General features: G+C 59.0%; 25 protein-coding genes. 8 read left to right on the plus strand and 17 right to left on the minus strand.

Going from position 1 to position 26,426, the window contains the following annotated elements; translation table 11 throughout:
* The first annotated feature begins 29 nt into the window (after positions 1-29).
* Positions 30-581: a SixA phosphatase family protein gene (locus IEW09_RS10310; RefSeq protein ID WP_308420545.1), complete on the plus strand. Its 552-nt coding sequence runs from the start codon at positions 30-32 to the stop codon at positions 579-581.
* On the opposite strand, the gene IEW09_RS10315 is transcribed toward IEW09_RS10310, so the two are convergent.
* On the minus strand, positions 533-2,092 hold the full coding sequence (locus IEW09_RS10315) for a Ppx/GppA phosphatase family protein (RefSeq protein WP_188554052.1): 1,560 nt from the start codon (positions 2,090-2,092) through the stop codon (positions 533-535). The two genes, IEW09_RS10310 and IEW09_RS10315, sit on opposite strands and share 49 nt — an antisense overlap.
* Before the next feature lie 133 nt (positions 2,093-2,225).
* Between IEW09_RS10315 and IEW09_RS10320 the strand changes: the two genes are divergently transcribed.
* Both IEW09_RS10320 and IEW09_RS10325 read left to right on the plus strand, forming a co-directional pair.
* Positions 2,226-4,163: an ArnT family glycosyltransferase gene (locus IEW09_RS10320; protein WP_188554053.1), complete on the plus strand. Its 1,938-nt coding sequence runs from the start codon at positions 2,226-2,228 to the stop codon at positions 4,161-4,163.
* A gap of 108 nt (positions 4,164-4,271) precedes the next feature.
* Positions 4,272-6,215, plus strand: coding sequence for an ArnT family glycosyltransferase (locus tag IEW09_RS10325; RefSeq protein WP_229739229.1), 1,944 nt, complete (start codon positions 4,272-4,274; stop codon positions 6,213-6,215).
* A 4-nt stretch (positions 6,216-6,219) separates the two neighbouring features.
* Here the strand turns inward: IEW09_RS10325 and IEW09_RS10330 are convergent, their stop codons facing one another.
* Together IEW09_RS10330 and IEW09_RS10335 are read right to left on the minus strand one after the other, a co-directional pair.
* Positions 6,220-6,597: a PilZ domain-containing protein gene (locus IEW09_RS10330; protein ID WP_263369121.1), complete on the minus strand. Its 378-nt coding sequence runs from the start codon at positions 6,595-6,597 to the stop codon at positions 6,220-6,222.
* Positions 6,598-6,659: 62 nt separating this feature from the next.
* Positions 6,660-7,847, minus strand: a complete 1,188-nt coding sequence (locus tag IEW09_RS10335) for a glycosyltransferase (protein ID WP_188554055.1) — start codon at positions 7,845-7,847, stop codon at positions 6,660-6,662.
* A 157-nt stretch (positions 7,848-8,004) separates the two neighbouring features.
* On the opposite strand from IEW09_RS10335, the gene IEW09_RS10340 reads away from it, so the two are divergent.
* Complete coding sequence (locus tag IEW09_RS10340) at positions 8,005-8,535, plus strand: dihydrofolate reductase family protein (protein WP_188554056.1); 531 nt, start codon at positions 8,005-8,007, stop codon at positions 8,533-8,535.
* Between the two features lie 37 nt (positions 8,536-8,572).
* Here the strand turns inward: IEW09_RS10340 and IEW09_RS10345 are convergent, their stop codons facing one another.
* From IEW09_RS10345 to dnaK, 6 genes are all read right to left on the minus strand, one after another.
* The gene (locus IEW09_RS10345; protein ID WP_188554057.1) at positions 8,573-9,007 is read right to left on the minus strand and encodes a MerR family transcriptional regulator; all 435 of its coding nucleotides are present in this window, start codon (positions 9,005-9,007) and stop codon (positions 8,573-8,575) included.
* Positions 9,008-9,035: 28 nt separating this feature from the next.
* Complete coding sequence (locus IEW09_RS10350; protein ID WP_188554058.1) at positions 9,036-9,278, minus strand: hypervirulence associated TUDOR domain-containing protein; 243 nt, start codon at positions 9,276-9,278, stop codon at positions 9,036-9,038.
* A gap of 32 nt (positions 9,279-9,310) precedes the next feature.
* On the minus strand, positions 9,311-10,543 hold the full coding sequence (locus IEW09_RS10355) for a DnaJ C-terminal domain-containing protein (RefSeq protein WP_188554059.1): 1,233 nt from the start codon (positions 10,541-10,543) through the stop codon (positions 9,311-9,313).
* 62 nt (positions 10,544-10,605) lie between these two features.
* Positions 10,606-11,505, minus strand: coding sequence for an Fpg/Nei family DNA glycosylase (locus IEW09_RS10360; protein WP_188554060.1), 900 nt, complete (start codon positions 11,503-11,505; stop codon positions 10,606-10,608).
* A 125-nt stretch (positions 11,506-11,630) separates the two neighbouring features.
* The gene (locus IEW09_RS10365; protein ID WP_188554445.1) at positions 11,631-11,894 is read right to left on the minus strand and encodes a hypothetical protein; all 264 of its coding nucleotides are present in this window, start codon (positions 11,892-11,894) and stop codon (positions 11,631-11,633) included.
* 153 nt (positions 11,895-12,047) lie between these two features.
* Positions 12,048-13,964 (minus strand): molecular chaperone DnaK, encoded by a 1,917-nt coding sequence (gene dnaK, locus IEW09_RS10370; RefSeq protein ID WP_188554061.1) that lies wholly within the window; start codon positions 13,962-13,964, stop codon positions 12,048-12,050.
* Positions 13,965-14,194: 230 nt separating this feature from the next.
* On the opposite strand from dnaK, the gene IEW09_RS10375 reads away from it, so the two are divergent.
* From IEW09_RS10375 to IEW09_RS10390, 4 genes are all read left to right on the plus strand, one after another.
* The gene (locus IEW09_RS10375) at positions 14,195-14,683 is read left to right on the plus strand and encodes a PepSY domain-containing protein (RefSeq protein ID WP_188554062.1); all 489 of its coding nucleotides are present in this window, start codon (positions 14,195-14,197) and stop codon (positions 14,681-14,683) included.
* Positions 14,684-14,937: 254 nt separating this feature from the next.
* Positions 14,938-15,366: a nuclear transport factor 2 family protein gene (locus IEW09_RS10380; protein ID WP_188554063.1), complete on the plus strand. Its 429-nt coding sequence runs from the start codon at positions 14,938-14,940 to the stop codon at positions 15,364-15,366.
* A 474-nt stretch (positions 15,367-15,840) separates the two neighbouring features.
* Complete coding sequence (locus IEW09_RS10385) at positions 15,841-16,623, plus strand: slipin family protein (RefSeq protein WP_188554064.1); 783 nt, start codon at positions 15,841-15,843, stop codon at positions 16,621-16,623.
* Positions 16,620-17,276, plus strand: coding sequence for an SPOR domain-containing protein (locus tag IEW09_RS10390; protein WP_188554065.1), 657 nt, complete (start codon positions 16,620-16,622; stop codon positions 17,274-17,276). Before IEW09_RS10385 ends, IEW09_RS10390 begins: the two co-directional genes overlap by 4 nt.
* Here the strand turns inward: IEW09_RS10390 and IEW09_RS10395 are convergent.
* The 8 genes from IEW09_RS10395 to IEW09_RS10430 are packed head-to-tail and all read right to left on the minus strand — an operon-like array spanning position 17,255 to position 26,371.
* On the minus strand, positions 17,255-17,989 hold the full coding sequence (locus tag IEW09_RS10395) for a lysophospholipid acyltransferase family protein (RefSeq protein ID WP_188554066.1): 735 nt from the start codon (positions 17,987-17,989) through the stop codon (positions 17,255-17,257). The genes IEW09_RS10390 and IEW09_RS10395 overlap by 22 nt on opposite strands.
* Before the next feature lie 4 nt (positions 17,990-17,993).
* Positions 17,994-19,436 (minus strand): UDP-N-acetylmuramate:L-alanyl-gamma-D-glutamyl-meso-diaminopimelate ligase, encoded by a 1,443-nt coding sequence (gene mpl / locus IEW09_RS10400; protein ID WP_188554067.1) that lies wholly within the window; start codon positions 19,434-19,436, stop codon positions 17,994-17,996.
* 16 nt (positions 19,437-19,452) lie between these two features.
* Positions 19,453-20,403 carry a S66 peptidase family protein gene (locus IEW09_RS10405; RefSeq protein ID WP_229739230.1) on the minus strand — a complete coding sequence of 317 codons (951 nt, stop codon included), beginning with the start codon at positions 20,401-20,403 and terminating at the stop codon, positions 19,453-19,455.
* Positions 20,400-21,203: a diaminopimelate epimerase gene (dapF, locus tag IEW09_RS10410; RefSeq protein WP_188554068.1), complete on the minus strand. Its 804-nt coding sequence runs from the start codon at positions 21,201-21,203 to the stop codon at positions 20,400-20,402. The genes IEW09_RS10405 and dapF overlap by 4 nt, the downstream gene beginning before the upstream one ends.
* Positions 21,204-21,248: 45 nt before the next feature.
* The gene (locus IEW09_RS10415; RefSeq protein ID WP_229739231.1) at positions 21,249-22,937 is read right to left on the minus strand and encodes an ArnT family glycosyltransferase; all 1,689 of its coding nucleotides are present in this window, start codon (positions 22,935-22,937) and stop codon (positions 21,249-21,251) included.
* On the minus strand, positions 22,924-23,862 hold the full coding sequence (locus IEW09_RS10420; protein WP_188554069.1) for a PfkB family carbohydrate kinase: 939 nt from the start codon (positions 23,860-23,862) through the stop codon (positions 22,924-22,926). Before IEW09_RS10420 ends, IEW09_RS10415 begins: the two co-directional genes overlap by 14 nt.
* Positions 23,863-23,914: 52 nt before the next feature.
* Positions 23,915-24,775 (minus strand): S-methyl-5'-thioadenosine phosphorylase, encoded by an 861-nt coding sequence (mtnP, locus tag IEW09_RS10425; RefSeq protein WP_188554070.1) that lies wholly within the window; start codon positions 24,773-24,775, stop codon positions 23,915-23,917.
* A gap of 15 nt (positions 24,776-24,790) precedes the next feature.
* Complete coding sequence (locus IEW09_RS10430; RefSeq protein WP_229739232.1) at positions 24,791-26,371, minus strand: hypothetical protein; 1,581 nt, start codon at positions 26,369-26,371, stop codon at positions 24,791-24,793.
* Positions 26,372-26,426 lie beyond the last annotated feature (55 nt).

Consider the following 26,426-nt stretch of genomic DNA (forward strand, 5'->3'; position numbering starts at 1 on the left):
CAAAAGCTGTTTCCTTCAGTACACTGACCATGAAAACAAGACCTATGAACCTCTTCATCCTCCGCCACGCGAGCGCCGGAGTCCGTCGCGCCAACCCGCTTCTCGACGTCAAGCGCCCCCTCGATAAAGACGGCAAACGCCATAGCCTCCAGCTCGCCTACGTCCTGAACGCATTGAACATCCAGTTCGATCTCATCGTCTCGAGCAATCTCAAACGCAGCCTGCAGACTGCCTCCCTTGTCGGCACCGAGATGGGCTACGAGTCCATCATTCAGGTCTCCAAAGCGCTCGCCCCCGAGGCCACCACTCGCGACTTCCAGCACCTGCTGCACGAGTGCCGCGACCACGAAAACGTACTCTTCGTCGGACACAGCCCCAACATCAATACCTTCCTTGGTTCGCTGCTCGTACCGGCCTCTACCCATGCAGCGGCCCAGGTGCGTCTGCGCAAAGGCTCGATCGCGCGGCTTTCGCTCACCCGCGGCCCGGCCACGCTCCAGTGGCTGCTCGATCCGCGCATCGTCCGCGCCCTCTACGCCACTTCGACGAAGAGCTCCCGGCGAAAGATCTCGCGAAAATAGTCCGCTTCCTTGCGCAGCGACCACGCTTCAAGCTCCGCTCCGCTGCGCCCCGCAACCAGTTCCAGCACGACGCGCTTGGGATAGACATGCACTCGCATACGCACCACGGCGCTCGCCCTGTCCTGGTTGAGGGCCACCGCCAGCCGCAGCAAAACCACCGCCCGCCTGACATGCTCATGCTCTTCCATCGGAATCGTCCGCATGGGCCGGTCGGTCGCATCGGGCCGCGTCTTGCCCAGGTAGCGGGCAATCACGCTCACGATGGCTCGCTGCTCCGGGGAGAACCCGAAGATCTCCGAGTTCGCAATAATGTACTGCGTGTGCCGGTAGTGTCCCTGGTGGTTCATGAATTTGCCAACGTCGTTCATCATCGCCGCCGACTCGAGCCACAGCTTGTACTCTTCCGGCAGCTCATGCACCCGCGCCATTGAGTCAAACAACTGCACAACATGCTGCCGCACCGGCTCAACATTCTTCAGTTGAACCCCGTACCTTTCGCAGACCTCCAACACGCCCGTCCACCGTTCGTCCTCGATCTTCCGATGCACCGAGGTTCGCAGGTCCGACTCCGCCAGCATCTGCGCCAAAATTCCGTCCCGCAGTCCCAGCGGAGAGTAGCGAAACCCCTTCAGCCCCATCCGCTCCAGCAGGCTCGCATAGACCAGTGCGCCGCCGACGATAATCTCAGACCGCCGTGGCCCGATTCCCGGCACCACCGCACGCTGCGCGTTGTTCATCTTCATCAGCTTGTCGGCGAGCGTCCTTACATCAGCCGTCGTTGCCTCATTCGGCTTCAGCCGCACAAACTTCTTCGGCGCAGATTTCTTCACCGGCAGCTTCTTCGCCATGGCCACGCCGGCCTCGGCCAGAGCCGCCGCTGTACCTGAGGTGGCAATCACCAGTCCCACCCTCGGCTGGCCGAGCTTCTTCTCGCCGCGCTTCAGCTCGCGGTCAATATATTGCTTCAGCCGCGCCACATCCTCCTTCGCCGGCGGGTCCGTCGGCAAAAACTCCTGCTGCAATCGCACCGCACCCAGCGAAAGGCTCACCATCGATTTGATCCGACCACCATCGGAGACCGTTACCTCGCAGCTTCCACCGCCCAGATCGATCAGCAGACACTTCCCCTTCGCGCCCGCCTCATGCGTGACCACGCCTAGATGAATCAGCCGTCCCTCTTCGAGGCCGGAGATGACCTCCACATCCCATCCCGTCGCCGACTTCACCCACTCCGTAAATGCAGCCGCATTCCGTGCATCGCGCATGGCGCTGGTTGCCACCACGCGCACCTTGTCCGCCGCATGAAGCTGCACCGCCTTGTAAAACCGCTTGAGCGCCCGAATCGTCACCGACATCGCCTCCGGCGAGATCGACCCGGTCTGAAAGACGCTCTCTCCAAGCCGCGTCACCTCGCGGTCTTCGTGCAGCGTCTTCAATCGATGCATATGCACAGAGGCAATCTTCAACCGACAGGAGTTCGACCCAATATCGACGGCGGCAAACGTAGGCATCGCTCTTCACACACCTCAAACGGAAAAATCACCCAACACAAGCAAGATACATCCTCATGCGCTTCTCTCGTATCCACATCGCAGCCATCAAATCCGCCCAACAATTTATGCTTACAAAAGCACTTTAAATTCCATGACTAACCAAACTCTCTCCGCAGTGCCAGCCTACCCCTCCGAGCTCTCTGCCGATACTCCCCGACGCTCCACCGCCGCCGCCATCCTTCTCGGCCTCTGGCTGGTCATCTTCTTTGCTTCGCTCTTCGCTCCACCACTGCTCGACGACGCCGACGCCACCCATGCGAACGCTGCCCGTCACATCGCCCTCACCGGCGACTTCGTCACGCTGCACGTCAACGGCATCCGCTATCTCGAAAAAGCGCCGCTCCCCTACTGGCTCGACGCCGTCAGCTTCCGCATCTTCGGCTTCAACACCTTCGCCGCCCACTTTCCCGAAGCTATCGGAGTTCTCCTGCTTGCGCTCCTCGGCTTCCACTGGGCCAGCCGCGCCTTCGGCAACCGCACCGGCTTCTACACCGGCCTTGCCATCCTTACCTCCATCGGCGTCTTCCTCTTCACCCGCATTTATATCCCCGAAGTCCTGCTGACTCTATTCCTCTGCATCTCTCTTTACTGCCTGCTCCGTGCTGTCGAAAGCAGCAACGGAGCAAAGCGCACCTTCTCCTCAGCCACCTATGCCTACATTATGTGGGCCTCGCTCGCCCTGGCTGTGCTTACCAAAGGGCTTGTAGCGATCGTCTTTCTGCTCGGCACCGCCATCGTCTACCTTGCGCTCACCGGCGACTACAAAAACTGGCGCGCATTAAAGCCTCTCACCGGAACCATCCTCTTTCTCGCCATCGCCGCACCGTGGCACATCCTCGCCGGCCTGCGCAACACCAACGGCATGAACGGCCACGGCTTCTTCTGGTTCTACTTCGTCAACGAGCACTTCCTCCGCTTCCTCGGCAAGCGCTTCCCCAAGGACTACAACAAGCTCCCCGGCTACCTCTTCTGGTCGCTGCACATCGTCTGGCTCTTTCCATGGAGCCTCTTCGTCCCCGCCGCCCTCGTCGTAGCCATCAAGAAATGGCGCACACGCAGCACACCGCTTCTCGCCTCCCTGCGCTCGCTCGACTTTGCCCGGCAGACGCTTCTGCTGCTCGGCCTCTACTCTGCGCTTGTCCTCGTCTTCTTCTCAATCTCCACCAATCAGGAGTACTACACCTTCCCCGCCTATCTCGCGTTGCTGCTGCTTCTCGCCGTCGCCCTTAATCGCGCAGAAGATACCTTCAACACCGACGCTTCCTCGCGCCGCTGGATCATCTTCGCCCATATCGCTTTCATGCTCATCGGCTTTGCCGTCGCCATCACCCTCGCCTACGGCCTCTGGAGCTCCCGCCACCTCGCCTTCGTCCCCGACATCGGCGATGTCCTCGCCCACCGCGACGTCGGCAACTATACCCTCTCCATGTCGCACTTCTTCGACCTCACCGACGCCTCCTTCGCCGCTCTGCGCCTGCCCGCAGGCCTCGCCGCCATCACTTTCTGCTTCGGCCCATCCATCGCATGGATGCTGCGCGCCAAAAAGCGCCACCTCGCCGCAACGACGACCATCGCCCTTACCTCCACGGTCTTCCTGATCGCCGCACACATCGCCTTCGTTCGCTTCGCGCCTATGCTCTCCTCGAAGAAAGTCGCCGACAAGATCGAAGCCCTCGAGGCCAGCGGGGCCATCTCCCACGACAACACCGTGCTCATGTACGGTGACCAGGCCTACGGCTCGTCCATCCCCTTCTACCTCGGCCGCCAGGTCGATCTCGTCGAAGGACGTTCCACCTCCATGCTCTTCGGCTCCTACTTTCCCGACGCTCCACACATCTTCCTCACCAACGAGGACCTGCTCAGGATCTGGGGTACCGGCGACCGCAAGCTCCTCTTCGTTCCTCTTGAAAAGAGAGACACCGTGGACCAGCTGCTCGGCAACAACAAAATCCTCCTGCAGGAGACCTCCGGCAAGGCACTTTACACCGATCGTCCTCTCGACCAGCCGAATCCCCAGCCAGGAATGTAGAGGTTATTTCTTTGCGCAGAGACGACGCTTTTGTCGTCTCGTCAAAACACTGGCTTTCTTTTTCGTCTCATATCAACTTATTTAAGGCGGCGCGACCTGGAACGATCCGTGAACGAAACCATCACCCAATCCGCACCCGCCCGCCGCTGGAGCCCTCTCTCCATCGCCATCCTCACCGTCACCTGGATGCTCCTCCAGATCGGCGGCCTCTTCACCCCTGGCCTGCTCGACGACGTCGACTCCATCTACATCGAGATCGCTCGCGAGATGCTCCGCCGCCACGATTTCGTCACCCCCTACGTCAACGGTATCCGCTTCTTCGATAAGCCGCCGCTCATGTATTGGATGGCAGCCGGTTCCATGCATCTGTTCGGCGTTCACGACTGGGCTGCACGCCTTCCGCTCGCGCTCGCCGTGCTCGCTCTGCTGCTGGCCGTCTATGCGCTCGGCATCCGCCTCTTCGCAGAGATCTCACCCACTGCCCATCCCGACCGTGGAGGCTTCTACGCCGCGCTCGCCATGGCCACCAGCATCGGCCCCTACCTTTACACCCGCTTCTACATCCCCGACATCCTGCTCGCCCTGTGGATGACGCTCGCCGTCCACCTCTTCCTCATAGCCCTCGACCGCATCAAGGAAACATCCCAAAATCAGACTCAAAACCAAGTGCCCCATGTCTCGCATCTGGGCCATGGGTTTTCGGCCATAAAATCACCGCTCCTCCCCTGCCTCGCCTTCGCTGCAGTCATGGCCCTGAACGTTCTCACCAAAGGACTCATCGGCCTCGTCTTCCCTATCGGCTTCGTCTTCCTCTACCTCGCTGTCACAAAACAGCTACGTCTCCTCACCCGCTTCCATCCGCTGTCGAGCACCGCCGTCTTCCTCATCATCGCCGCTCCGTGGCACATCCTCGCTGCGTTGCGCACCCCGGCCATCGCACTTCCCACCGGCCTCGGCCTGCCCGCCACCGGAGGCTGGGCATGGTTCTATCTCTACAACGAGCACATCGCCCGCTTCCTCGGACACCGTATCCCCCACGACTACGGACAGGTGCCAATTCCGCTTTTCTGGCTGCTCACTGCCATCTGGATCATGCCCTGGGCCGCCTTTCTGCCCGGCTCCATTGCCGATTACATCCGCAGCCTCCGCAATAGAGTTACTGCCACACCACGCAGCTACGAAGCGGCCCTGTCACTCTTGCTCTGGCCTCTGGTAGTCCTCGGCTTCTTCACCTTCTCCAGCCGACAGGAGTACTACGGTCTCCCCGCTCTGCCCGCACTCGCGCTCATGGCTGCTGCCCTTCTCACCCGCGCCAACAGAGGCGAATCCGACGCGCAGCAAAGCGCGCTCAACTGGTCGCTCTACTTCCTTCTACCCTTCGCCACCGCAGCTGCCATCGTCTGCGGCTACTTCGCGATCACCGCGCCACACCCGGCTCCCGGCACAGACATCGCCTCTCTGCTCGCGGCCAACCCCCGCTTCTACAACCTCTCCCTCGGCCACCTCTTTGACCTCACTGGAGCCGCCATGGGCCTATTTCGTGGCCCCCTGACAGCCGTCGCCGTCAGCATGGTCGCCATCGGTCTCGGCAGCTACGCACTCCGTCGCAAAGGACGCGCCTACGCTGCCAACCTCACTCTCGCCGCTGCCATGATTGTCACCCTTCTGGCCGCGCACGTAGGGCTCGCGCGCTTCTACCCCATCCTCGGATCAAAGGGACTCGCCGAAGCCATCAACGCAGACCAGCCCACCCCCAACGACTTCATCATTCTGGACGGCGAGCTGACCTCCGGCTCCGCTCTCATCTTCTACACTCGGCATCAAGTCCACCTCGTCGATGGCCGCGTCAACGGCCTCTGGTACGGCAGCTTTTGGCCCGACGCCCCTCATATCTTCGAGACTGAATCCACCCTTCGCCAACTCTGGGCCAGTCCTCAGCGCGTCTTTCTCTTCACCTACAAACCCGAGGCACGCATCAAGGACCTTACCCCGTACGCGCCAGTTCGCACACTCGCCACTTCAGGAGGCAAGACCGTTCTGACCAACCGCTAAAGTTCTACCAAATACGCCGCCTACGCAGCGGCAGACGATTGCGGTTGCGAGCCGGGACCAATCCAAGCTCTGCGACCAGTTCTGATAGCTGCATCTGCCCACGCTCGCTCAATCTCACAAAAGAGATTCCAATCAGGCCCGGTCTCGACCTGTCGACAAACGCGACATTGCCCAACATGCGCAAAGCGATCCCCTTCATCTGCACCACCAGCTCAACCGCAGCCCCCTGCGAGACATAGACCGGCAACCGTATCTCAATCAGGCACCCGCCACGGCTCAGGTCAATGATGCGGCCCGACCGGACGATGCCGGGTATCCGATTCAGCTTCACTTGCCCAAAGCAGAGATAGCGCGCTTCCTTCCGGCGTTCCTGCAACTCCATTGTGGATATATCGGCTGAAAATGGCAGCTATCTTAGCCGCGCATCGACACTCACTAAGAAAACTACTCGGGAGCCTCCACCTTGCCCCCGTCCTTGAGCCGATAGATCTTCCCGCGGTAATAGAACCGGTCGCCCCCATAGCTGCCCAGCCACAGGATGCTTCCGAGCAGGTCGCGTATCGGGTACAGCATCGTCCCCCGCACCCAGTCCGGATCGCCCATCACTCGCAGAATCGCCCCCGCCTGCATCCACCGCTGCACGATCATCCACGAGAGCCAGAGCACTCCCACCAGCGCATGGCCGCTTAACAAACCCCACAGCAGGCCCAGCAGACCGAAGGGCATGGCAAACGTCAGCCCGCTGCCCAGGTGCCCCCACGGACGCGACCGCCGCGTGCTCTGCATCCAGCGCAACTGATTGCGAAACGACAGTCCGAATGGAGTGTCCTGCACCATCAAACGAATCACGTGCGTCGCCATCTGCACACCGATTCCCTGCGCAGCCAGCCGATTGCCCAGCACAAAATCATCCGCGTAAAACTGGCCTAACTCCTCGAAGCCGCCCGCATCCTGAAATGACCTCTTGCGCACCGCCATGGTCGCGCCCAAAGCGAACTTCGTTCCCTCCAGCATGTCCGCCACCAGAACACCCGAGGTCATCTCCACGCTCTTGCCCACAGCGTCCAGTTGCGCCGAAAACCCTGCCGAAGCGCCGCCATCCACCGTCCCCAGATACACGCACGAAGCCAGCCCAATCTGCGGGTCCTTCAGGTTCTGCACCATGCGCCGCAGATAATCCCGTGTCACCCGCACATCCGCGTCGCTGGTGATATACAGCTCATGCCGCGCTATCGAGTCCAGCTTTGCCAGCGAGTACACCTTCGCGTTATGAAACTTGGGTAACGGCTCCCCGCAGGTCACAAACTTCGCGTCCACATGCGGATAGCGCTCGGCCACCCGCTGCGCCAGCCGCAATCCTTCGTCGGTGTCGTGTCGCGCACAAAACAGCAGTTCGAACTCAGGATAATCCTGCTCGAAGAACGTCTCGAGATTGCGCTCCATCCCCGGCTCGGTGCCGTGTAGCGGCTTCAACACGCTCAATGGCGGAAAAAACGTAGTTTCGGCGGAATCCTCCCGCCGCTTGCGCAGACCAAAGCGCGCCGCTGCCGCCATCACCATCAGGCAGTAGATCGTAGAAGTCACTGAGCCGACGAGCGCGACCCAAAACAAGATATGCAGCAGAAGACTCATCTCACCCTTGCGAAACCCTGATTAATACGCAGTCTTCAAGTTTATCGCACCGCAGTTTAAGAGCTTCTCGCACACCGGCCGGATGCAGCGTTCAGACTTATCTCCGCGCGACATCGGTTAGGCTATTTTGAATAAACCCGGAAAGGAGATTTGCAGCATGGCCAAACTTGTCTTCGAATTGAACCAGTCCCTGGATGGCTACATCGACCACGAGAAGTTTGCACCTGATCCCTTGCTCTTTCTCCACTTCGTCGAGCGCGTGCGCAGTCTCGCCGGGATTGTCTACGGTCGCGGCATGTACGAGGTAATGCGTTATTGGGACGAAGACCGTCCGGATGATGAGACACACGAACACAACTTCGCCTCGGCGTGGCGGAGCCAGCCTAAATGGGTCGTATCGCGCTCGCTCAAGTCAGTTGGCCCCAACGCCACGCTTGTCACCGATGACGTCGAGGCGACAATACGGAAGCTGAAGGCTGAGCTGGCTGGCGAGATTGAAGTTGCCGGATCAGGCTTGGCGCAAAGCCTGACCGAGGCCGGTCTTATCGATGAGTATCGAATGTACCTTCATCCCATCGTGCTTGGCAGCGGCAAGACATTCTTCGCCGGCTCCCGTCCGCGACTCCGATTTGCGGCCAGCGATCAAATCACGGAGAACGTAATTCGGTTGACGTACGTTCCTGCTTAATCGCGCAACTCGTCCTATGGACTGCGTCCACACACGACTACTTCTTCTTTCCCTTCGTCGTCCTTACCGAAACCGTCTTTACCGAAACAACCTTCACCGGCGCCACCATCGGGCGCCGCATCGGGACCAGCCCCGTTCCCGGCTCCTGTTGCTGCTGCATCCGCGACAGCATCTCCTTCCGCACATAGTCGACAAAGCCCTGCATCTGGCGGTTCATCTCTTCCATGCGTTCGCGCATCTGCAACACGATGGCGATACCGGCAATATTCACGCCCAGATCGCGCGCCAGGTTCAGAATGAACTCCAGCCGCTCCAGGTCTTCGTCGGTATAGAGCCGGGTATTGCCCTCGCTGCGCGATGGCCGCAGCAGTCCCTCCCGCTCATACAGACGCAGCGTCTGCGGATGGATCTCATACATCTCCGCCACCGACGAAATCATGTATGCGCCCTTGCTCTTCCGTTTCGTCACCATCTCATCTACCTCGAAAATCCAGTTCTTCTCACGCTTCTTCGCTGCGGTCTCGACCTTTTGCGCTGATAAGCCTCAACGCTGTTCCCTTGTGAATCGCCACATGGTCGGTCTTGTCACTGGCAATCATGTATTGTGGCTTCTCTTTCGAGGCGTGATGTACGTATCCCTCGACGGTCAGATTGGAGACAAGCTTTTTCTTGATGACACCGCTCACTCTGCCGGCCTCCGAGTTCCACTCAACATGGTCGCCAACCTTGAATACCTTCGTCATCGCCATTCCCTCAGGCCAACCCGCCGCTTGCTCTACACTCCCTCAAACAAACCGACTCGCGGATCGTCCGGATTCAGCTTCGCCAACTCGCGCAGAATCTCCTTGCTCCGTTCATCCTGCACCTTCGGCACCACGACCTTTACTTCTACAATCTGGTCGCCGCGCGTGCCTTCGCGGGCCGCGCTCTGCACGCCCTTCTCGCGCAGCCGCAGCTTCTGCCCCGCCTGCGTCCCCGGCGGAATCTTCAACTGCGTTCGCCCGTCAATCGTAGGCACCTCAATCTTCGCGCCCAGCGCCGCCTCCGTAACTGTAACCGGAACGGTGACATAAATATCGTCACCGCTGCGGCTGAAGGTCGGATTCGTCCCGACCTTGATGATCAGGAACAGATCGCCCGCAGGGCCGCCGTTCGTCCCGGCGTTGCCCTTGCCCGCCAGCCGAATCCTCTGGCCGTCGCGCGTCCCTGGCTTGATGCGGAACTCCAGCGGCTCGCGCTTGATCACAACTCCCGCACCATCGCAGGTCTTGCAGGCGTTCTGTATCTTGCCTGTACCGCCGCACTGCGGGCACTGGATGTTGAACTTCATCCGTCCTCCCATCTGCGTCACCTGCCCGCTGCCGTGGCACTCCGGGCACTCGATGCTGCCGCCGGTCGTCGATTTGCCTTTGCACGACGGGCAGACCTCCTGCCGCTGAATCTCCAGCCGCGTCACGCCGCCGCGCACCGCCGTCCAGAAGTCGATGCTGACCTGATACTCAAGATCGGTGCCCGGCTGCGGCCCACGCTGCGCCTTCTGGCCTCCGCCGGTGAACATCCCGCTGAAGATGTCCTTGAAGCTGCCGCCAAATCCGCCGCCCGATTCCTGCTGTCCGCCGCGAGCGCCCGCCTGAAAGTCCGAGAAGTCGAAGCCCCCGAAGTCGAACGGAACCTCCTGCGCGCCGCCGCCTGCCCGTGACCGTCCGCCGCCACCTCCGCCCGGAAAGCCGCCGCCATAGCCGCCGCGAGCCGCAGCCTCAGCCGCCGCCGGATCGATATTGTCGGAGTAGAAGCCGAACTGGTCGTAGATCTTGCGCTTCTTGTCGTCGCTTAAAACATCGTTCGCCTCGGAGATCTCTTTGAACTTCTCCTCAGCCTTCTTGTCGCCCGGATTTACGTCCGGATGATATTTGCGTGCAGCCTTCCTGAACGCCTTGCGAATGTCATCCGCAGTCGCCGTCTTCTTCACGCCCAGCGTGCCGTAATAATCTTTCGTCTGTGTCGCCATAGTCTCTCTTCAGCCTCTTCCATTCTGCAACAGCGCGCACCTCGCGCACCTCGAAATCTGATTTACTCCTCTTGCTTCTTCCCAGCCTGGCATGTCGGACACCAGAACAAATTCCGCCCAGCCATCACCTTCGTCAAAATCTTCGTCCCGCAGACAAAGCACTCTCTGCCCTGCCGCCGATAGACATAGTGCGCCTCTTCCTTCAGCACCTTGCCCCTTCGATGAGGACGGTCCGAAGCCCTGGTCGTCACAATGCGCCGGTCGACCATGCCCGCCTTCATCAAACCCCCCGCATCCTTCCATATCGACCGCAGCCGCTTCTCCTCCACCTCATTGCCCGGAGTAAACGGATTCAGCCTCGCCCGATAAAGCAACTCCGCACGATAGATATTTCCAACCCCTGCCGCTACCGTCTGGTCCATCAACAAAGCGCCAATCGCCTTCTTGCTCTTGCGAACTTTTGCAATCATCTTCTCCGGCCCATCGCCGTTCAAAGGATCGGGACCCAGCCGCTTCAGCAGCTTCTCCCACATCGCCTGCGTGTACACCGAGCAGTCCATCGGTCCACGCAGCTCAACCCACGCAACCTTCTTGGGAGCAACATGCCCCGTGCCGTCATCCTCCGAGTACCAGCCGTGCCGCTTGCTCACACCCGGCTCAGCCGGACGCTTCACCGCCGCCGCATTCCACATCCGCAGCCGCAGCGCTCCACGCACTTCAAGCAACGGCCCCGAGCCCTCCGTGAAATCTCCCTGCAAGCCGAGATGCACATGCAGAATCCGGTCTTTGCCGAAGTCATAGCCCAAGTGCTTGCCGACCGCCATCACGCGCACCAGCTTGCGTCCGTCGATCACCGCCGCATCGGTAAACCGACCCTGCGGCCCGTCTACCTTCACCGGCCTTCCGGCAAACGCCGCCGCGTGCCGCTCAGCCCATCGGTGTATCTCGTTTCCTTCCGGCATCGATTCGGTCGCCTCTCTCGCAAAATCTCGTAAACACGAGCAATGGCGACGGCGCTGGTCAACCACCAGAACAACCGTCGCCACTGCAACTACAGAAACTAAAAACTAGATCTTGCTAAATCTTTTTAATTCCAGACCTGGCTGGCTTCAATCGCCTCGATCGAAAACGTCTGGTCCGGCTCCATCTGCTGCATCCGCTGCATAAACTGTTCTGCTTCGGCCTTGGTATCGAACATCATGCGGTTGTACAACTGTCCTGCCCTCACCTGATCGCATCTCCACATGGTCTCGGTCATCGCCTTTCCTCCAAGCAATCGATTGAGCTCCAGTTTCTCCAGCCACATCACGTCTGCGTAGTGATCTTCCTTGCTTCCATTCCTTCTATCCACTTCAACACCTTTCCTGGTAATAAGACGCACTCTACACGTCAAAGATTCCCATCAGGTCTTATAAAGCAAGAGGGGCATCCTCGCAGGCACACCCCTCTTGTGTTACGTAGCAGCCATCCCTGCGGATGGCCTGCTATTTTCACAACCTGTTACTTACTTCTTTTCATCGACATCGACATACTCCGCATCGATGACGCCTTCGTCCTTCTTCGGCTCTTCGGTAACACCTTCAGCAGCCGTCGCGCCATCGGTCGGCGGAGCAGCAGCCGCAGCCTTGTACATCGCCTCGGCCAGCTTGTGGCTAACAGCCGTCAGCTTGTCCTTGGCGGCGTTCAGCTCCGTCGCACCCGGCGTGCCCGCCAGCGTGCTCTTCGCATCAGCCAAAGCTGCTTCAACCTCGCTCTTATCCGGGTCGGCAACCTTGTCGCCGGCATCCTTCACCATCTTCTCGACGTTGTATACCAGCGAGTCCAGGCCGTTGCGCGCTTCAACCGCATCGCGCTGTTCCTTGTCCTCGGCAGCGTGAGCCTCGGCGTCCTTCGCCATCCGCTCAACCTCTTCTTTGCTTAGACCCGAAGAACTCGTAATCGTAATCTTCTGGTCCTTGCCGGTCGCGTTGTCCTTCGCCGTGACATTCAGAATGCCGTTGGCGTCGATGTCGAACGTGACCTCGATCTGCGGCACGCCACGCGGTGCATTCGGAATCCCGCCCAGCTTGAACTTGCCCAGCGTCCGGTTCTGCGCCGCCATCGGGCGCTCGCCCTGCAGCACATGCACTTCGACCTCGGTCTGATTATCTGCCGCCGTCGAGAACGTCTCCGACTTCTTCGTCGGAATCGTGGTGTTGCGTGCAATCATGCTGGTCGCTACGCCGCCCATCGTCTCGATAGAGAGAGTCAGCGGTGTCACGTCGAGCAGCAGCAAGTCCTTCACCTCACCCGCCAGCACGCCAGCCTGAACCGCCGCGCCGATAGCAACGACTTCATCCGGATTGACGCCCTTGTTGGGCTCTTTTCCGAACAGCTCCTTCACCAGTTGCTGGATCTTCGGCATACGCGTTTGACCGCCGACCAGAACCACTTCGTCGATCTTGCTCGCGTCGATGCCCGCATCCTTCATCGCCTGCTTGCACGGCCCAATCGACCGCTGCAACAGGTCGTCAACCAGCGACTCCAGCTTCGCCCGCGTCAGCTTACGAACCAGGTGCTTCGGCCCGCTCGCATCGGCAGTGATGAACGGCAGATTGATCTCCGTCTCCTGCGCCGTCGACAGCTCGATCTTCGCGCGCTCCGCGGCATCCTTCAACCGCTGCAGCGCCATCTCGTTGCCCTTCGAGGTCAGGTCAAGCCCGGTTTCCTGCTTGAACTCCGAGATCAGCCAATCCACAATGCGCTGGTCGAGATTGTCGCCGCCAAGGTGCGTATCGCCATTGGTCGACTTCACCTCGATCACGCCCTCGCCAACCTCAAGAATCGAGACGTCGAACGTTCCGCCGCCGAAGTCATACACGGCAATCGTCTCGTCCTTCTTCTTATCGAGACCGTAGGCCAAAGCAGCCGCCGTCGGCTCGTTCACAATGCGCTTGACGTCAAGTCCGGCAATCTTTCCGGCATCCTTAGTAGCCTGCCGCTGCGCGTCGTTGAAGTACGCCGGAACCGTAATGACGGCCTCCGTCACCGACTGTCCGAGATAATCTTCCGCAGCCTTCTTCAACTTCTGCAAAATCATCGCCGAAACCTCAGGCGCGGTGTACTCCTTGCCCTGCGCCACCACGGCGATATGGTCGCCCTGCTGCACAACCTTGTACGGCACCATCTTCATCTCGTCATTCACTTCATTGAAGCGACGCCCCATAAAGCGCTTGATCGAGTAAATCGTGTTCTCGGGGTTCGTAATCGCCTGGCGCTTGGCCACCTGGCCCACCAGACGCTCCCCGCTCTTCGTAAACGCAACGACAGAAGGCGTCGTTCGTCCGCCCTCTTCATTGGGAATCACCTTCGGCTCGCCGCCTTCCATAACGGCTACGCACGAATTCGTGGTTCCCAGGTCAATACCGATAATCTTTGCCATATAGAAATCCTCATTCTTCCGGGCCCACGGCCCATTCACATGTGCGACTTACCAAGAATCTCACCTTGAGTCACTTACTGTCAATCTATCTGATGCTTAAACCAGCATGAAGTTGCGCCCGCTTACTCTAATTTCGATGCAACCTATCTTCAACACGTCATCCGTATTTTCACTGAAATTAAATAGGACTAAACTTGTCGTATATCGAGACTTTATGTAAAAAGGAAGAGATGGCACGAAAGCACCTTTTCCTCCACTACACCCGCTACACCCACCTCTACCTCGGGGTCTTCATCGCGCCCGCCCTGCTCTTCTTCGCCTTCACCGGAGCCCTCCAGACCTTCAGCCTCCACGAGACGACCCGCGGCAGCTCCTACAAGCCGCCCGCCTGGATCGCCACTCTCGCCCAGATCCACAAAAAACAGACCATGACCGTCCCGGTCCGCAAGCTCCCACTTCCAGGTGCTCAAGCCGCAAACCCCAAATCCGATAAAACGGACAAGCCAGACAAGATGGACAAACCCCAGCCATCGGCAGTTCTAGCTAAACAGCACAATCCTTTACCTTTAAAGCTGTTCTTCCTTCTGGTCTCAATCGGCCTCTTTATCTCGACCCTCTCCGGGCTATACATGTCCTACCGCTACAGCCGCAACCGCAAGCTCATCACCGCGCTCCTCATCACCGGAGTCGTCATCCCCATAGCCCTGCTCTACCTCTGACCACCAACGCAAAAAAGCCATCCCCTCTTTCCTCAACGTATGCCAGATTGCTTTTGCTTCTAGGTACGCCAAGGCTTCAGCCTTGGCCCTCTCCCGAAGCCAACAAACATGGGGCTTTAGCCCTGGAGTATGCCTTCCTCCCCACAACCCGCACTTCACGTCATCTCGACCGAAGGCGAAGCCGAAGCGGAGAGACCCCTGCATTTTGCCCTTTGCTGTCTCTGCATTTGAACCTGAGACCATACAATCCCTCCATGGCCCCCAAGCCCGTCTTCACCCACACCGAACCCAACCTGCTCCCCATCCTCGAAGAACTACGCCGCCGGGAGCCCATCTTCCACACCCCTGAATTCGGCACGACCAACGCCGACTTCGAACGCATGATGGCACCCGGCTACTGGGAGGTAGGAGCCTCAGGCCGCCGTTACAGCCGCGACTTCATCCTCAAATGGATGTCTGAGGCCACGCCCATCGACGCCGCCTCCGCAGGCTGGCAAAGCTCCGACCACGCCCTCCGCCGTCTCGGCCCGGACACCTATCTCCTCACCTACACTCTCCGCCAGGCCGAACGCCTCACCCGCCGCTCCACCATCTGGCAGAGCACAGCCGAGGGCTGGCGCATCCTCTACCATCAGGGCACAATCGTCACCGCCGAAGAGGACGATCTTCCCCCCACCTCATAATCACAGACCTCGAACCGAAATAACCCCTTCAAAAGCGGGCAGAGATCCATGTCAAGCCCTCCGACCCGCTGCTATCTGGAAAATCAATCGGCAAACCACACAAAATAAAACATTTGCGAGCCGAAAATTATACTTCCCCAAACTGCAAAACAGTTTCTCCCCATCTTCTAAACTGGAAGTAGACGAGAAAAGCCGAGGTCAACACTCATATTGCGATAACCCATTTAGAAAGAATGGGTTATATGTAACTCGTGAAGAATGAAGACTTTGCAAATTAAGTCTAATGAATGGAAGACTTTAGGACTAAAGTACCCCCAGGGGGGTACTTGCAAAAAAGCGAGAAAGTAAAAGATAATCGGCAGGCAGGTACTAACTGGAACCCTCCACCCTAGTCTCCTGTCACATCCGCTCAGGTGCTGCTCTACAATCGTAGCGGCGGCCGCACGCTGTCTCCGCCTGAGGTTCTACGCAACCATGTCCATCCCCGCGCTCTTCGCCATCGCCATTGTCGTCCTCTACCTGCTCAATTCCATCAAAATCCTCAAAGAATATGAGCGTGGAGTGATCTTCCGTCTTGGCCGTGTCATGGGAGCAGCGAAAGGTCCCGGCGTCATTCTGGTCTTCCGCCCGCTCGACCAGATCGTTCGCGTCAGCCTTCGTCAGGAAGCGATGGAAGTTCCGCCGCAGGACGTCATCACCCGCGACAACGTGACGCTGAAGGTGAACGCCGTCATTACCCTGCGCGTGATGGACCCGACCAAAACCGTGATCGAGGTAGCGAACTACGTCTACCAGACCTCGCAGTTCGCGCAGACCACGCTGCGCTCCGTCCTCGGCGAGGTCGAACTGGACGAAGTGCTCGCTCATCGCGAGATGCTCAACCAGCGCATTCAGACCATCATCGACGGTCACACCGCGCCCTTCGGCGTCAAAGTCGTCTCCGTCGAGGTCAAGCAAGTCGATCTGCCCGAATCGATGCTGCGCGCCATGGCCAAGCAGGCCGAAGCCGAGCGCGAGCGCCGCGCCAAGGTCATCCACGCCGAAGGCGAATATAACGCTGCGGCCAAACTTGTAGAAGCTGCGCAATTGATGAGCACGCAGCCGATGACCCTGCAACTGCGCTACCTGCAAACCCTCACCGAGATCGGCGTCGAGAAGAACACCACCATCGTCTTCCCGCTGCCGCTCGAGATGATGAACCTCTTGAATAAAACTCTGATGTCCACAGTGACACCGGAGACGAAGGACCTACCGTGAATACCCTGTACAGCCGCAACAGCGATCTGGAAGAAGACGACGAGCCCAATGGGCGCGATCGTGAGATGACCCTGGGAACATCCTTCATCATTGGCATCTTCTTTGCCCTGGTATTGATCTGCGCCATCTTCTTCGCCTTCGGCTACTCGCTCGGCAGACGGTCCGCGCTCCCCGCTTCGGGCGTCGCTGCCCCGGCGGCCAGCCAAGACACAGGCTCCGGCGCGGCAAAACCCTCCTCGGGAGTTCCCGAATCTCAGGCAGCACCCGCCGATTCGTCAGCCAATTCATCGACCGACGTGCCGGACGACAGCTCGTCGAACGATCAGACTCCGGCAGTTACGCCAACCCCAACGGCTGTACCGGCAAAGCTGACAATCAAGCCAACTCCTGTGAGTCACGCCGCTGCGCCATCGGCACCGGCAGCAGTCGTCGGCGCAGGACAGTCAGTCGTTCAGGTAGCCGCTGTCTCTCGCCAGGGAGATGCGGACATGCTGGTCGCAGCTTTGAAACGGCACGGTTATAACGCAGCGATCCATCAATCGCTGCAGGATAAGCTGCTGCACGTACAGATCGGGCCGTTTGCCACCAAGAAAGAAGCCGATGCAATGCGTCAGAAGCTGACCGCCGACGGCTATAACGCCATCGTCAAGTAGTCTTCAGGCTTCATCTCGTCGGGCAGCGCGTCGGCAATGGCCTTACGCACCGCCTTCAGCAACTCCTCGCGCGTCTCGTACTGCGTAGGCTCAATCACAGGCAGCAACTGCACTTTGGCCACTCCCGGCGTGATAGCAACGCTTCCCTTCCGCATCATGCGCTCTGTACCTGAAAGCGCAATCGGAACAATCGGTGCCTGAGTCTGTTGCGCCAGAAAGAACGGCCCTTTCTTGAAGACGGAGAGCCTTCCATCCTTCGAGCGAGTGCCTTCGGGAAAGACCAGAATATTCAACCCGGAGCGAAGCGCATCAGCCGCAGCCGTCACGCTGGCCTGCGCGGCCTCGCGACGATGCCCGCGTTCCACCGGCACAAATTTACCCATCTTCATCGCCGTGCCGAGAATGGGAATGCGCATCAGCTCCTTCTTCAGCAACACCGAGCAACGTCCCGGAAGCAGCGGAAGCACAACCGGCGGATCGAGATTCGAAACGTGGTTGCACATATAGATGCACTGGCGGTCGGAAGGAACATTCTCCAGACCGCTGACCTCAATACGAATGCCAGCCGCGCGAACACCCGCGTTGGCGATCCACATCGCCACCCGATAGAGACGGCTGATGTCCTGCACCAGAAGCGAGTAAGGCATGCCGATGATGCCTGCGAGCGGCCCCAGCGCGGTGTAGACAAAAAGAAGTTTCAGCGTGGCGAACATGTTTTTAAGCCCGTTCTACAGCGGCAACCGAATGGGCAATCGCGTGAGGAAGTTTTTGATAGATGCTGCCAAAGCCGCCATTGGACAGGATGGCAACGACATCCCCGGTTTTGAGTTGCGGCACCAAAGCTTCCACAATCGCATCGGCATCCGCATAAACGGCTGCGGGTGTCCCAATCTGATTGAGACGAGCGACGACGTTCTCTGGAATGAGCCGCTCGTTCGCAGGAATGTTCTCGGACTTGAAGACATTCGCGAGCACAACGCTGTCAGAGAGCTCCAGACTTTCGACCAGATCGGCCTCAAAGACATTGCGGCGCAGCGTGTTCGAGCGCGGTTCGAGAACAGCGATGAGGCGTCGTCCCGGATAAGATTCGCGCAAGGCACGCAGCGTCTCGCGGATAGCGGTCGGATGATGCGCAAAGTCGTCGATGATGGTGATGCCTTCGACAACCGAGCTGACCTCGAGCCTGCGCTTTACGCTGCGGAAAGTTGCCAACGCCTCGATGATCGCCTCGACCGGAACTCCTTGCCCTGCGGCGAGAGCAGCAGCAGCGGTTGCATTGAGCGCGTTGTGCTCGCCCGCCATCGGCAGGCTCAGCTCGGCAAATGCCGCGCCGTTGCGGGAGAGCGTCCAGCGGCTCAGGGCTTCGTCGTGGCGAAGGTTCGTGATGTGCCAATGCGAGTCCGCAGAGAAGCCATAGCGCTCCACCGCACAGAAGGCCTTGGCGACACACTCGCTGACGTTTTCGCTGCCATCGAAGGCAACGACGCGGCCGCGCCGAGGGACAAGATTGACGAAGCGCTTGAACGCCGTTTTCACCGCAGCAAGATCGGGATAGATGTCGGCGTGATCGAACTCTACATGCGTAAGGATCGCCGCGTCGGGAAAGTAGTGCAGAAACTTGGGGCCTTTATCGAAGAAGGCAGTGTCGTATTCGTCGCCTTCGAGCAGGAAAGGCCGCGTGGACCGCACCATGAAGCTGGTACCGAAGTTCTCCGCCACACCTCCGATCAGAAATGACGGCGCAAGGCTGGGATTGCCCCGCGAGGCGACCTCGTAGACCCAGGCCAGCATACTGGTCGTTGTCGTCTTGCCGTGGGTTCCGGCAACCACCAGCGATTCGCGCCCGGTAAGAAACTCGTCGTGCAAAATGGCAGCCATGGAACAGAACGGGATGCGCTGGTCGAGAACATATTCGAGTTCAACGTTGCCACGCGAGATGGCGTTGCCGACGACTACCAGATCGGGCCGTGGCTCAAGGTTGCGCTCCGCGTATGGCTCGCGAACTTCGATGTTCAGGCCACGCAGCAGATCGCTCATCGGCGGATAGGCAGCAGCATCGGAACCGGTGACGTGATGGCCTTGCTGTTGCAGCATCCCCGCGAGAGACGCCATCGCTGTGCCGCAGATGCCAATGAGATGAATGTGTTTGAGCTTTTGCATGATGTCAGCTTCGAGGCTAGACGGTAACCGCCGCTTCGAGAAAGTGCATTCGCGGGCTCCCCGCGTCGGCCAAGTCCAGCTTAACAGGAATGCCCAGCGGCAGGGTGATATTGGGCACGCCTACATGACCGCTGCTCAGGCCAATGGCGATGGGCCCATCGAAGTCGCGCAGCGAGTGCAGGATGGCGCGTTCCAGATAATCGTTCTCCTCCTCGGTGACGCATTGGCGCATATCGCCGAATACGATTCCATGTACCTCTTTCAAGACTCCCGCATAACGCAGATGGAGAAGCATACGGTCCCACTGATAAGGCTTGGTGCCGATGTCTTCAAGAAAGAGAATGCTGTCAGTAAACCGAGGAGCGTAAGGAGTTCCAAGAGACTCTGCGAGGATCGAGAGGCATCCGCCGCGCAAGGTGCCTTCGGCTGTGCCACTGCGAAGCACGCGCAGGCCATCCGCAACACCTACTGACCATGATGCGTTGCCTTCGATGGCGTGTCGCCAGCTTGGCAGGTCTATGCCGTCTTCACGAGCAAAGTCGGCCGCGACCATAGGACCGTGAAAGGTGACGAGATTCGCTTCGTTGTGGAGCCAGCTATGCAGCGCAGTGTGATCGCTGTAACCGATAAATGCCTTTGGATTGGCGCGAATCAGTGATGCGTCGAGAAATGGCAAAAGCTCCGCCGAGCCCCAGCCGCCACGCGTGCAGATGATGCCGTCAATCACCGGATCGGCAAAGGCTGCATGAAAGTCTTCAAGGCGCTGCTCCAACGTGCCTGCGTAGTAGAGCGGTCCGCGATCCAGCGCATGCTTGCCGAGGACGGTCCGATAGCCCAGCTCATGCAATCTGCCGATGCCGCGATGCACCAGATCAGACTTGGGAGTGCTCGCCGGCGACAGCACGGCCAGTGTTGCGCCGAGACGCAGCGCAGCAGGCTTTACCATCGCAGTGCGCGATGTGGTCATAGCGCTGCAACCTCGCCACGGCAGATGATCTCGGCTGGCCCGGTAAGGCGCATCACTGCATCGTTGGCTGGCCAGACTGTCCGTTGCGCGCCGCCTTCAGCGATAGCTGTCAGAGAGCGGCTTGCCTCGCGCAATGCCATTGCCGCCGAGGAAGAAGCGCAGGTGCCGGTACCTGAGGATGTTGTTGGACCGCAGCCGCGCTCGTAGATGCGGAAGGCAATCTCTTCCGGTGAGATGACGCGCACGAACTCGACGTTGGTGCCGTGTGGGAAGAGCGGACTTGTGCTGATGCGTGCACCAAGATCCTGCCAGCTTTTGCCGTGTGCGCTGAAATCGTCGGTGTCCACAAAGAGGACGAAGTGCGGGTTGCCTACGTTGACCATTGCGCCGTCGACGTTGCCAATTTCCGGAAGCACGATGGTGCGCGGCATCACGCGCGGGATGCCCATCTCGCTCTCGATGAGGAAGTAGGGATCGGCGGCTTCAATCACCTGGCAAGTACGCACGCCGCCGTGCGTGCCAAGGGCTACGTTCTGAATGCCTTCGCTGCTGGCCAGCCATGCGGCGACACAGCGGGTTCCGTTGCCGGAGAGTTCAGCTTCGCTACCGTCGGCGTTGAAGAGGCGGAGAAAGAATTCTCCGTTGGGCTTGCGGTCGAGGAATTCGATACCGTCCGCGCCGACGCTGGTGTTGCGGGCGCACAGCTTGCGTGCCAGATCCGCGTGACGCCGCTGAGCCAGAGGTTCTTCGATAATCAAAAAATCATTGCCGCAGGCGTGTGCCTTTACAAAAGGAATCATGTTTCTCTTATTCTGCCTCAACCTTCTAAAAACCAATGAGTACGATTACGGCGTCTTTGGCGTCGATCCAAACTTGTCGGAACGATAGATTCGCGCGCAAGGCTGGCCGGTCGTACACAGGATCGACATCTCCGTCAGCCCCTGTGGATTGGCATCGACAGCCTTCGAGACTGGGTCGCCCTTGATGGCAATCACATAGGCCGCGTGGTCTGCGGGATCAGCGAGGGCTGCCTTCCAGCTATCGTAGTCGCCTTCATTTACTGTCTGCTTTAGCGGGATTCCCGCATCCTGAATAGCGCCGATATGGTCCGAGTTGTACATCAGGATAGGAACGCCGGGCGGGAAGGACTGCAGCACTTTTGCAACCGATGTTTCAAGCGACATGCGCGTCGTGGCGTTTACCATTCCCTCTTTCAGCACCAGAGGGATGAAATACATCATGGTGAGGGTATTGAGGACGACAAGAAGAAGGGTAATCGGCTGAAGGAACCGCGCCTTGTCCGGTTGCGACTGGCTCCATCGGCGTTCTACCCACTCGATGGCAAGAAACATGGAGACCGCAAGCGCCGGCAACAACTCCATTCCGTAGCGCGCGTTGTAGTAAGAGTGCGGCCACAATTGCGGAATGAAGATCGGCACGGAACTGTAAGCGATGGCGTAGACATAAAACGGCAGCGGCAGCCAGAGCAGAAGCGATGGCAATGCAATGCGGCGGCAGATGGCGAGGATCAACCCGGCGAGGGCGACGATCATGACCGCGAAACCGGTCTCCCATACGGAGGCATCCACCTGGGCGGTGCGGGTGAAGAAGAGCAGCGCCCAGCCGGGATTGTGCCATCCGCGATAGTGATGCGACCCGGGAGGAGAGGTCTTCTTCTCGATGGCGGATGCAGAGTACGGGCCGCGCATGAAGTCCAGCGGGTCGTGATAGAAGTGCTGATTGTAGCCGAGCCAACTGAGAGGTGCGGCGACAGAGAGAAGCGTAAAGACAATGAACGATGGAGCGACTTTGCGCCAGACCGCGGGATTCCGCGCAAGGCACCAGGTGACGATGCACCAGGCTGCCGCGCCGAGGATCCAACCGTCGTAACGAGTGAAGACTGCTGCGACGATGAGGAGAGCGATGTAGATCAACCGCCGGTTTACCAGGCTGTGGCGCGACTCGCGGATCGCAACCGCGCACTCCATCGTGAACAGCGTCATCCAGATAAGCTCTGCAAGAAACAGAGGCTCGGTCATCGCCGTCGTAGAGAGGTAGAGCAGGTTGGGATTCAGTGCATAAAAAGCCGTGGCGGCGAAGGCCCAGCGCGGTGTCATCATGCGGCGTGCGAGCCGATAGAGACCGACCACACTGGCGATAAAACAGAGCAGCGAGGGCCATGCGCCTGCGAGACCGTTCTGCCACCACTCCATCTTCTGCACGAAGGGCAATATCAGCAGATGAGGCAGTGGCAGCCAGACTCCGCCAAGCTGTGCCAAGCCGGGATTGCGCGAGTCGAAGATGCGGCGCGCAATTCCAAGGTGTGCGACCGCATCTCCATAAAGCAACAGGTAACCGCGCGAATAACAGAGAGCCAGCGCGGCAAAGGCGAGGATCACCGAAAGAAGAGCAATTGGAAAACTCTCTTCTTTGGTAGCCGGGCGCACCTCATCCGGCGACGCTTCTCCAGCAGGAGAAGTGACCGCGTTCAAAGTCGTCGGCACTAATCGCCTCGTCGGTCTACGCTCCTTCAAGGTGAGAGATCTCCTTGAACAGGTTGAAGCGCTCTTCAATCTCTTCGCGCGTGACGTTCTGCAAGCGCTCCGTACCAAATCGCTCGACGGCGAACGATCCCATCACACCGCCGTAGAACATCGCCGTACGAAAGACCGCTGGTGTCAGCTCCGGCTGCGATGCCAGATAACCGTAGAAGCCACCGGCAAAAGAGTCTCCCGCGCCGGTTGGATCGACGACTTCGGCCAAGGGCAACGCGGGGGCGCGGAAGGGACGGGAGATCTTGGTTTGTCCTCCGAAAGAACGATCGCTGAAGAATGCCGTGGCTCCGTACTCGCCATGCTTGACGATGAGGGTTTTCGGCCCCATGGATAGAACTTTTTCGGCGGCCAACACCAGATTGCGCTCGCCCGCGAGCATGCGAACCTCACCATCGTTGATCAGCAGAACGTCGAGATCGCGTAAGACTTTGGCGAGGTTCTCGCTGTGATCGGCGATCCAATAGTTCATCGTGTCGCCGCAGACCATGCGGACCTGCGGCATCTGGCTGCGAACGCGAGCCTGAAGAACAGGATCGATGTTCGCAAGGAAGAGGTATTTGCTGTCCTCATAAGCGGCAGGGATCTTGGGCTCGAAGGTCTGGAAGACATTCAGATCGGTTCCCAGCGTCTTGGCCTCGTCCATGTTTCCCGCATAAGAGCCTGTCCAATGGAAACTGAGACCCTTGGCCCGTTCGAGGCCCTGCGTGTCAACGCCACGCTTTGTCAGTACGCCCTCGTGCACTTCGGTGAAGTCTTCGCCGACGACCGCAATCACGCGCACCGGGGTGAAGTAGCTGGCGGCCAGCGAGAAATGTGTCGCCGCACCACCCAGGCAGTGGTCCACTGCGCCGTGCGGGGTTTCGATGCTGTCAAACGCTACGGATCCTACAACAAGAATGGACATAAATTCCTTTTCACACGAGTTAGTTACTTGGATGAATCAGCCTGCTCTTGGCTTACATATATTTATCCAGCAGCAGCGACAACTTTTGCCGCGTGGCAGCGGGAATTGCTTTGGGATCGGTAAGAACCGCGTACTTGAGCGCATCGACGCAGGCGCATGTTCTCTGCGCAGGCATCGCTGCTACGGCGGCGCGAACTACCTTTGCCGCGTTGTCAGCATTCTGGTGGAGCACAGCCACGATCTGGTCGATGGTGACATCGTCATGACCTTCGCGCCAGCAATCGTAGTCGGTCACCATGGCCATGGTTGCGTAGCAGATCTCTGCTTCGCGGGCCAGCTTTGCCTCCTGCAGGTTCGTCATACCAATAACATCTGCGCCCCAGCTTCGGTAGAGATTCGATTCGGCGCGAGTCGAAAACTGAGGACCTTCCATGCAGACATACGTTCCGCCATTTTTTCCGACGACGCCAACCTCGGCACATGCCTTCTCAAAGGTAGAAGCCACCGTCGCACAGACCGGATCGCCAAAGGCGACGTGAGCTACGATGCCATCGCCGAAGAAGGTGGAGATGCGAGCGAAGGTGCGATCGATGAACTGATCGGGCATCAGAAAATCGGTGGGCTTGTGCTCCTCTTTCAGCGAGCCTACGGCGGAAACCGAAAGAATGCGCTCGACGCCCAGTTGCTTCATGCCGTAGATGTTGGCGCGAAAGTTCAGCTCGCGGGGAAGCAGGCGATGTCCGCGGCCATGCCGCGCCAGAAAGGCGACCTGACGGCCTTCAAGCTCGCCGAGGACATAAGCGTCCGAGGGATCGCCGAAGGGAGTTTCGACCCGCTCTTCGCGCACATTCGTAAGTCCGGGCATGGCATACAAGCCGCTGCCGCCGATAATTCCAATCTCTGCCTTCTTCAAAATGCCTTGCTCCTTTTACCGAGCGGTGCTCGGATAACCTTCAAAAGTATATCGTTGCAGCGCTGCCGCCCGGATGATTCCAAACGATGACAGCGTGTGGGCCAACCCAAGCGACAGCTCATGCGGCTGCACCTGTGCCGTCTGTAACGGCCCTGTCGGCTGAATACCTACAATCTGATCGCGCAACTTGCGCGCCAAGGGAAGCTCGAAGCCTTCGCTGATAAAGACTCCGTCGCCGGAGATGGAGAGCAGCACATCGCCTTCATTGGTCGAATAGATCTGCTCGTTCCCATCTGCCTCATCCTGCGTCCGACGAACGACGCCGGAGTATTTACGGGGTATCTCCGAAGCATAGACGCACAAAAACGAGCGTGCCGCATCTGCGTTTTTCCAGCGCGAATAATAAAGCAGTGCAATCGAGGCTGTAGAGTCCTTCTCCGCTTCCGTCACCGCGGATTTGCGCTGCGCAGCATAGTAGACGCCGCCTGCCCACTGCGGCGCCAGTGCAGTCGCTACCTTCCGACCTCCGAACAACTCTGTCAACATGCGAACGTCCAACTCGCCCATCACACCTACGTCATACGGTGTGTACTCCGCGTCCAACAACGGGTGGATATCCGGCAACCGCAGCACCGGCACAGGCGCATGAGACATATATGCCTGGGGATTCATGATCTCGAAGCTCGAAGACGGCGGATTTTCCAGAACATCGGCAAAGGCCGCCTGTGCTCCTTTTTTCACAAGAATGGCCTGCTCGAAGCTGAGCCCATCGGTGTAAGGAAACAGTAGAGACTGCTGCAGTAGCAGCGGAGCCCTTGCCATCACCGGCGAACCGTTCGAGTCGGCAGCCATGTCCTGCAACCGGTCTCCCAGCTCAGGAGCATCGGCCAGCGTTTTGCCGGTAGGCCGCAGCGTGTAGTCCACAAAGACCGCCATCGCCTGTCCTTCAGCGACCGCATCGCGCGCTGTGTCCGCTTCATCCATCTGGATGTGCTGATTATCCTGCTGCACATTGTTCGCGGTGTTTTCAAGGGTTACGTCAGACCACTTCGTCAGACCCACCTTCTGGTCCTGCAACGCGTGCGTCAGCTCATGCGCCAGCACCGGCTTTTGCTGGTCGGGCGGAATCCAATCCAATAGATTGACCGTCTTCGTCTTGTTGTCATAGAAACCGGCAATCTGCTCTGTCAGCAGAGAAAGCAGAAAAGGGCGCAGATGAAAGTCACGATCGAGCAGCCCGAACTTCTTCAGCACGATCTCGGAACGCTCCATCCGCTTCGTTCCTTCGTCTTCATTAAACTTCTTCGTCAGGTAGCGGTTGACCTGGTCGCGCGATATCAGCTTTCGCTTCACCCTATGTTCAATCGGCAGCTTGGAGTCGCTGCTGACAAAGCTCATAATCTCATCGACTGACCGGAAGAGTTCCTTCGCCTGCGCCTTGGTCATCGGCGCCTGTGCCGTTGTGGAAGATTCAGGCTGTTGTCCGGCCGGAGCCGCCGTCTGCCCTGCAAATGCCGCGCAGGGAACCATACAGGTTGCAATCGCCGCGAGCCATCCCGCCAAAATCAAACCTCTGCCGCCAAGTCCTCGCTGCAACCTCAACCTCCGCATACATCGCTATAATCAAGTGTACGCAGAGTTTTCCTTATCG

The sequence above is a fragment of the Edaphobacter dinghuensis genome, assembly GCF_014640335.1.
In the GTDB taxonomy this organism is placed as follows: domain Bacteria; phylum Acidobacteriota; class Terriglobia; order Terriglobales; family Acidobacteriaceae; genus Edaphobacter; species Edaphobacter dinghuensis.

Bases quoted from the DNA above. Each gene is read 5' to 3' on its own strand.
- IEW09_RS10330 (WP_263369121.1), bottom strand. From the start codon at position 6,597: ATGGAGTTGCAGGAACGCCGGAAGGAAGCGCGCTATCTCTGCTTTGGG.
- mpl (WP_188554067.1), bottom strand. From the start codon at position 19,436: ATGCAAAAGCTCAAACACATTCATCTCATTGGCATCTGCGGCACAGCG.
- IEW09_RS10310 (WP_308420545.1), top strand. From the start codon at position 30: ATGAAAACAAGACCTATGAACCTCTTCATCCTCCGCCACGCGAGCGCC.
- IEW09_RS10360 (WP_188554060.1), bottom strand. From the start codon at position 11,505: ATGCCGGAAGGAAACGAGATACACCGATGGGCTGAGCGGCACGCGGCG.
- IEW09_RS10315 (WP_188554052.1), bottom strand. From the start codon at position 2,092: ATGCCTACGTTTGCCGCCGTCGATATTGGGTCGAACTCCTGTCGGTTG.
- IEW09_RS10350 (WP_188554058.1), bottom strand. From the start codon at position 9,278: ATGACGAAGGTATTCAAGGTTGGCGACCATGTTGAGTGGAACTCGGAG.
- IEW09_RS10420 (WP_188554069.1), bottom strand. From the start codon at position 23,862: ATGTCCATTCTTGTTGTAGGATCCGTAGCGTTTGACAGCATCGAAACC.
- dapF (WP_188554068.1), bottom strand. From the start codon at position 21,203: ATGATTCCTTTTGTAAAGGCACACGCCTGCGGCAATGATTTTTTGATT.
- IEW09_RS10335 (WP_188554055.1), bottom strand. From the start codon at position 7,847: ATGAGTCTTCTGCTGCATATCTTGTTTTGGGTCGCGCTCGTCGGCTCA.
- IEW09_RS10375 (WP_188554062.1), top strand. From the start codon at position 14,195: ATGGCACGAAAGCACCTTTTCCTCCACTACACCCGCTACACCCACCTC.
- IEW09_RS10385 (WP_188554064.1), top strand. From the start codon at position 15,841: ATGTCCATCCCCGCGCTCTTCGCCATCGCCATTGTCGTCCTCTACCTG.
- IEW09_RS10320 (WP_188554053.1), top strand. From the start codon at position 2,226: ATGACTAACCAAACTCTCTCCGCAGTGCCAGCCTACCCCTCCGAGCTC.
- IEW09_RS10345 (WP_188554057.1), bottom strand. From the start codon at position 9,007: ATGGTGACGAAACGGAAGAGCAAGGGCGCATACATGATTTCGTCGGTG.
- IEW09_RS10340 (WP_188554056.1), top strand. From the start codon at position 8,005: ATGGCCAAACTTGTCTTCGAATTGAACCAGTCCCTGGATGGCTACATC.
- IEW09_RS10380 (WP_188554063.1), top strand. From the start codon at position 14,938: ATGGCCCCCAAGCCCGTCTTCACCCACACCGAACCCAACCTGCTCCCC.
- IEW09_RS10395 (WP_188554066.1), bottom strand. From the start codon at position 17,989: ATGTTCGCCACGCTGAAACTTCTTTTTGTCTACACCGCGCTGGGGCCG.
- IEW09_RS10355 (WP_188554059.1), bottom strand. From the start codon at position 10,543: ATGGCGACACAGACGAAAGATTATTACGGCACGCTGGGCGTGAAGAAG.
- dnaK (WP_188554061.1), bottom strand. From the start codon at position 13,964: ATGGCAAAGATTATCGGTATTGACCTGGGAACCACGAATTCGTGCGTA.
- IEW09_RS10405 (WP_229739230.1), bottom strand. From the start codon at position 20,403: ATGACCACATCGCGCACTGCGATGGTAAAGCCTGCTGCGCTGCGTCTC.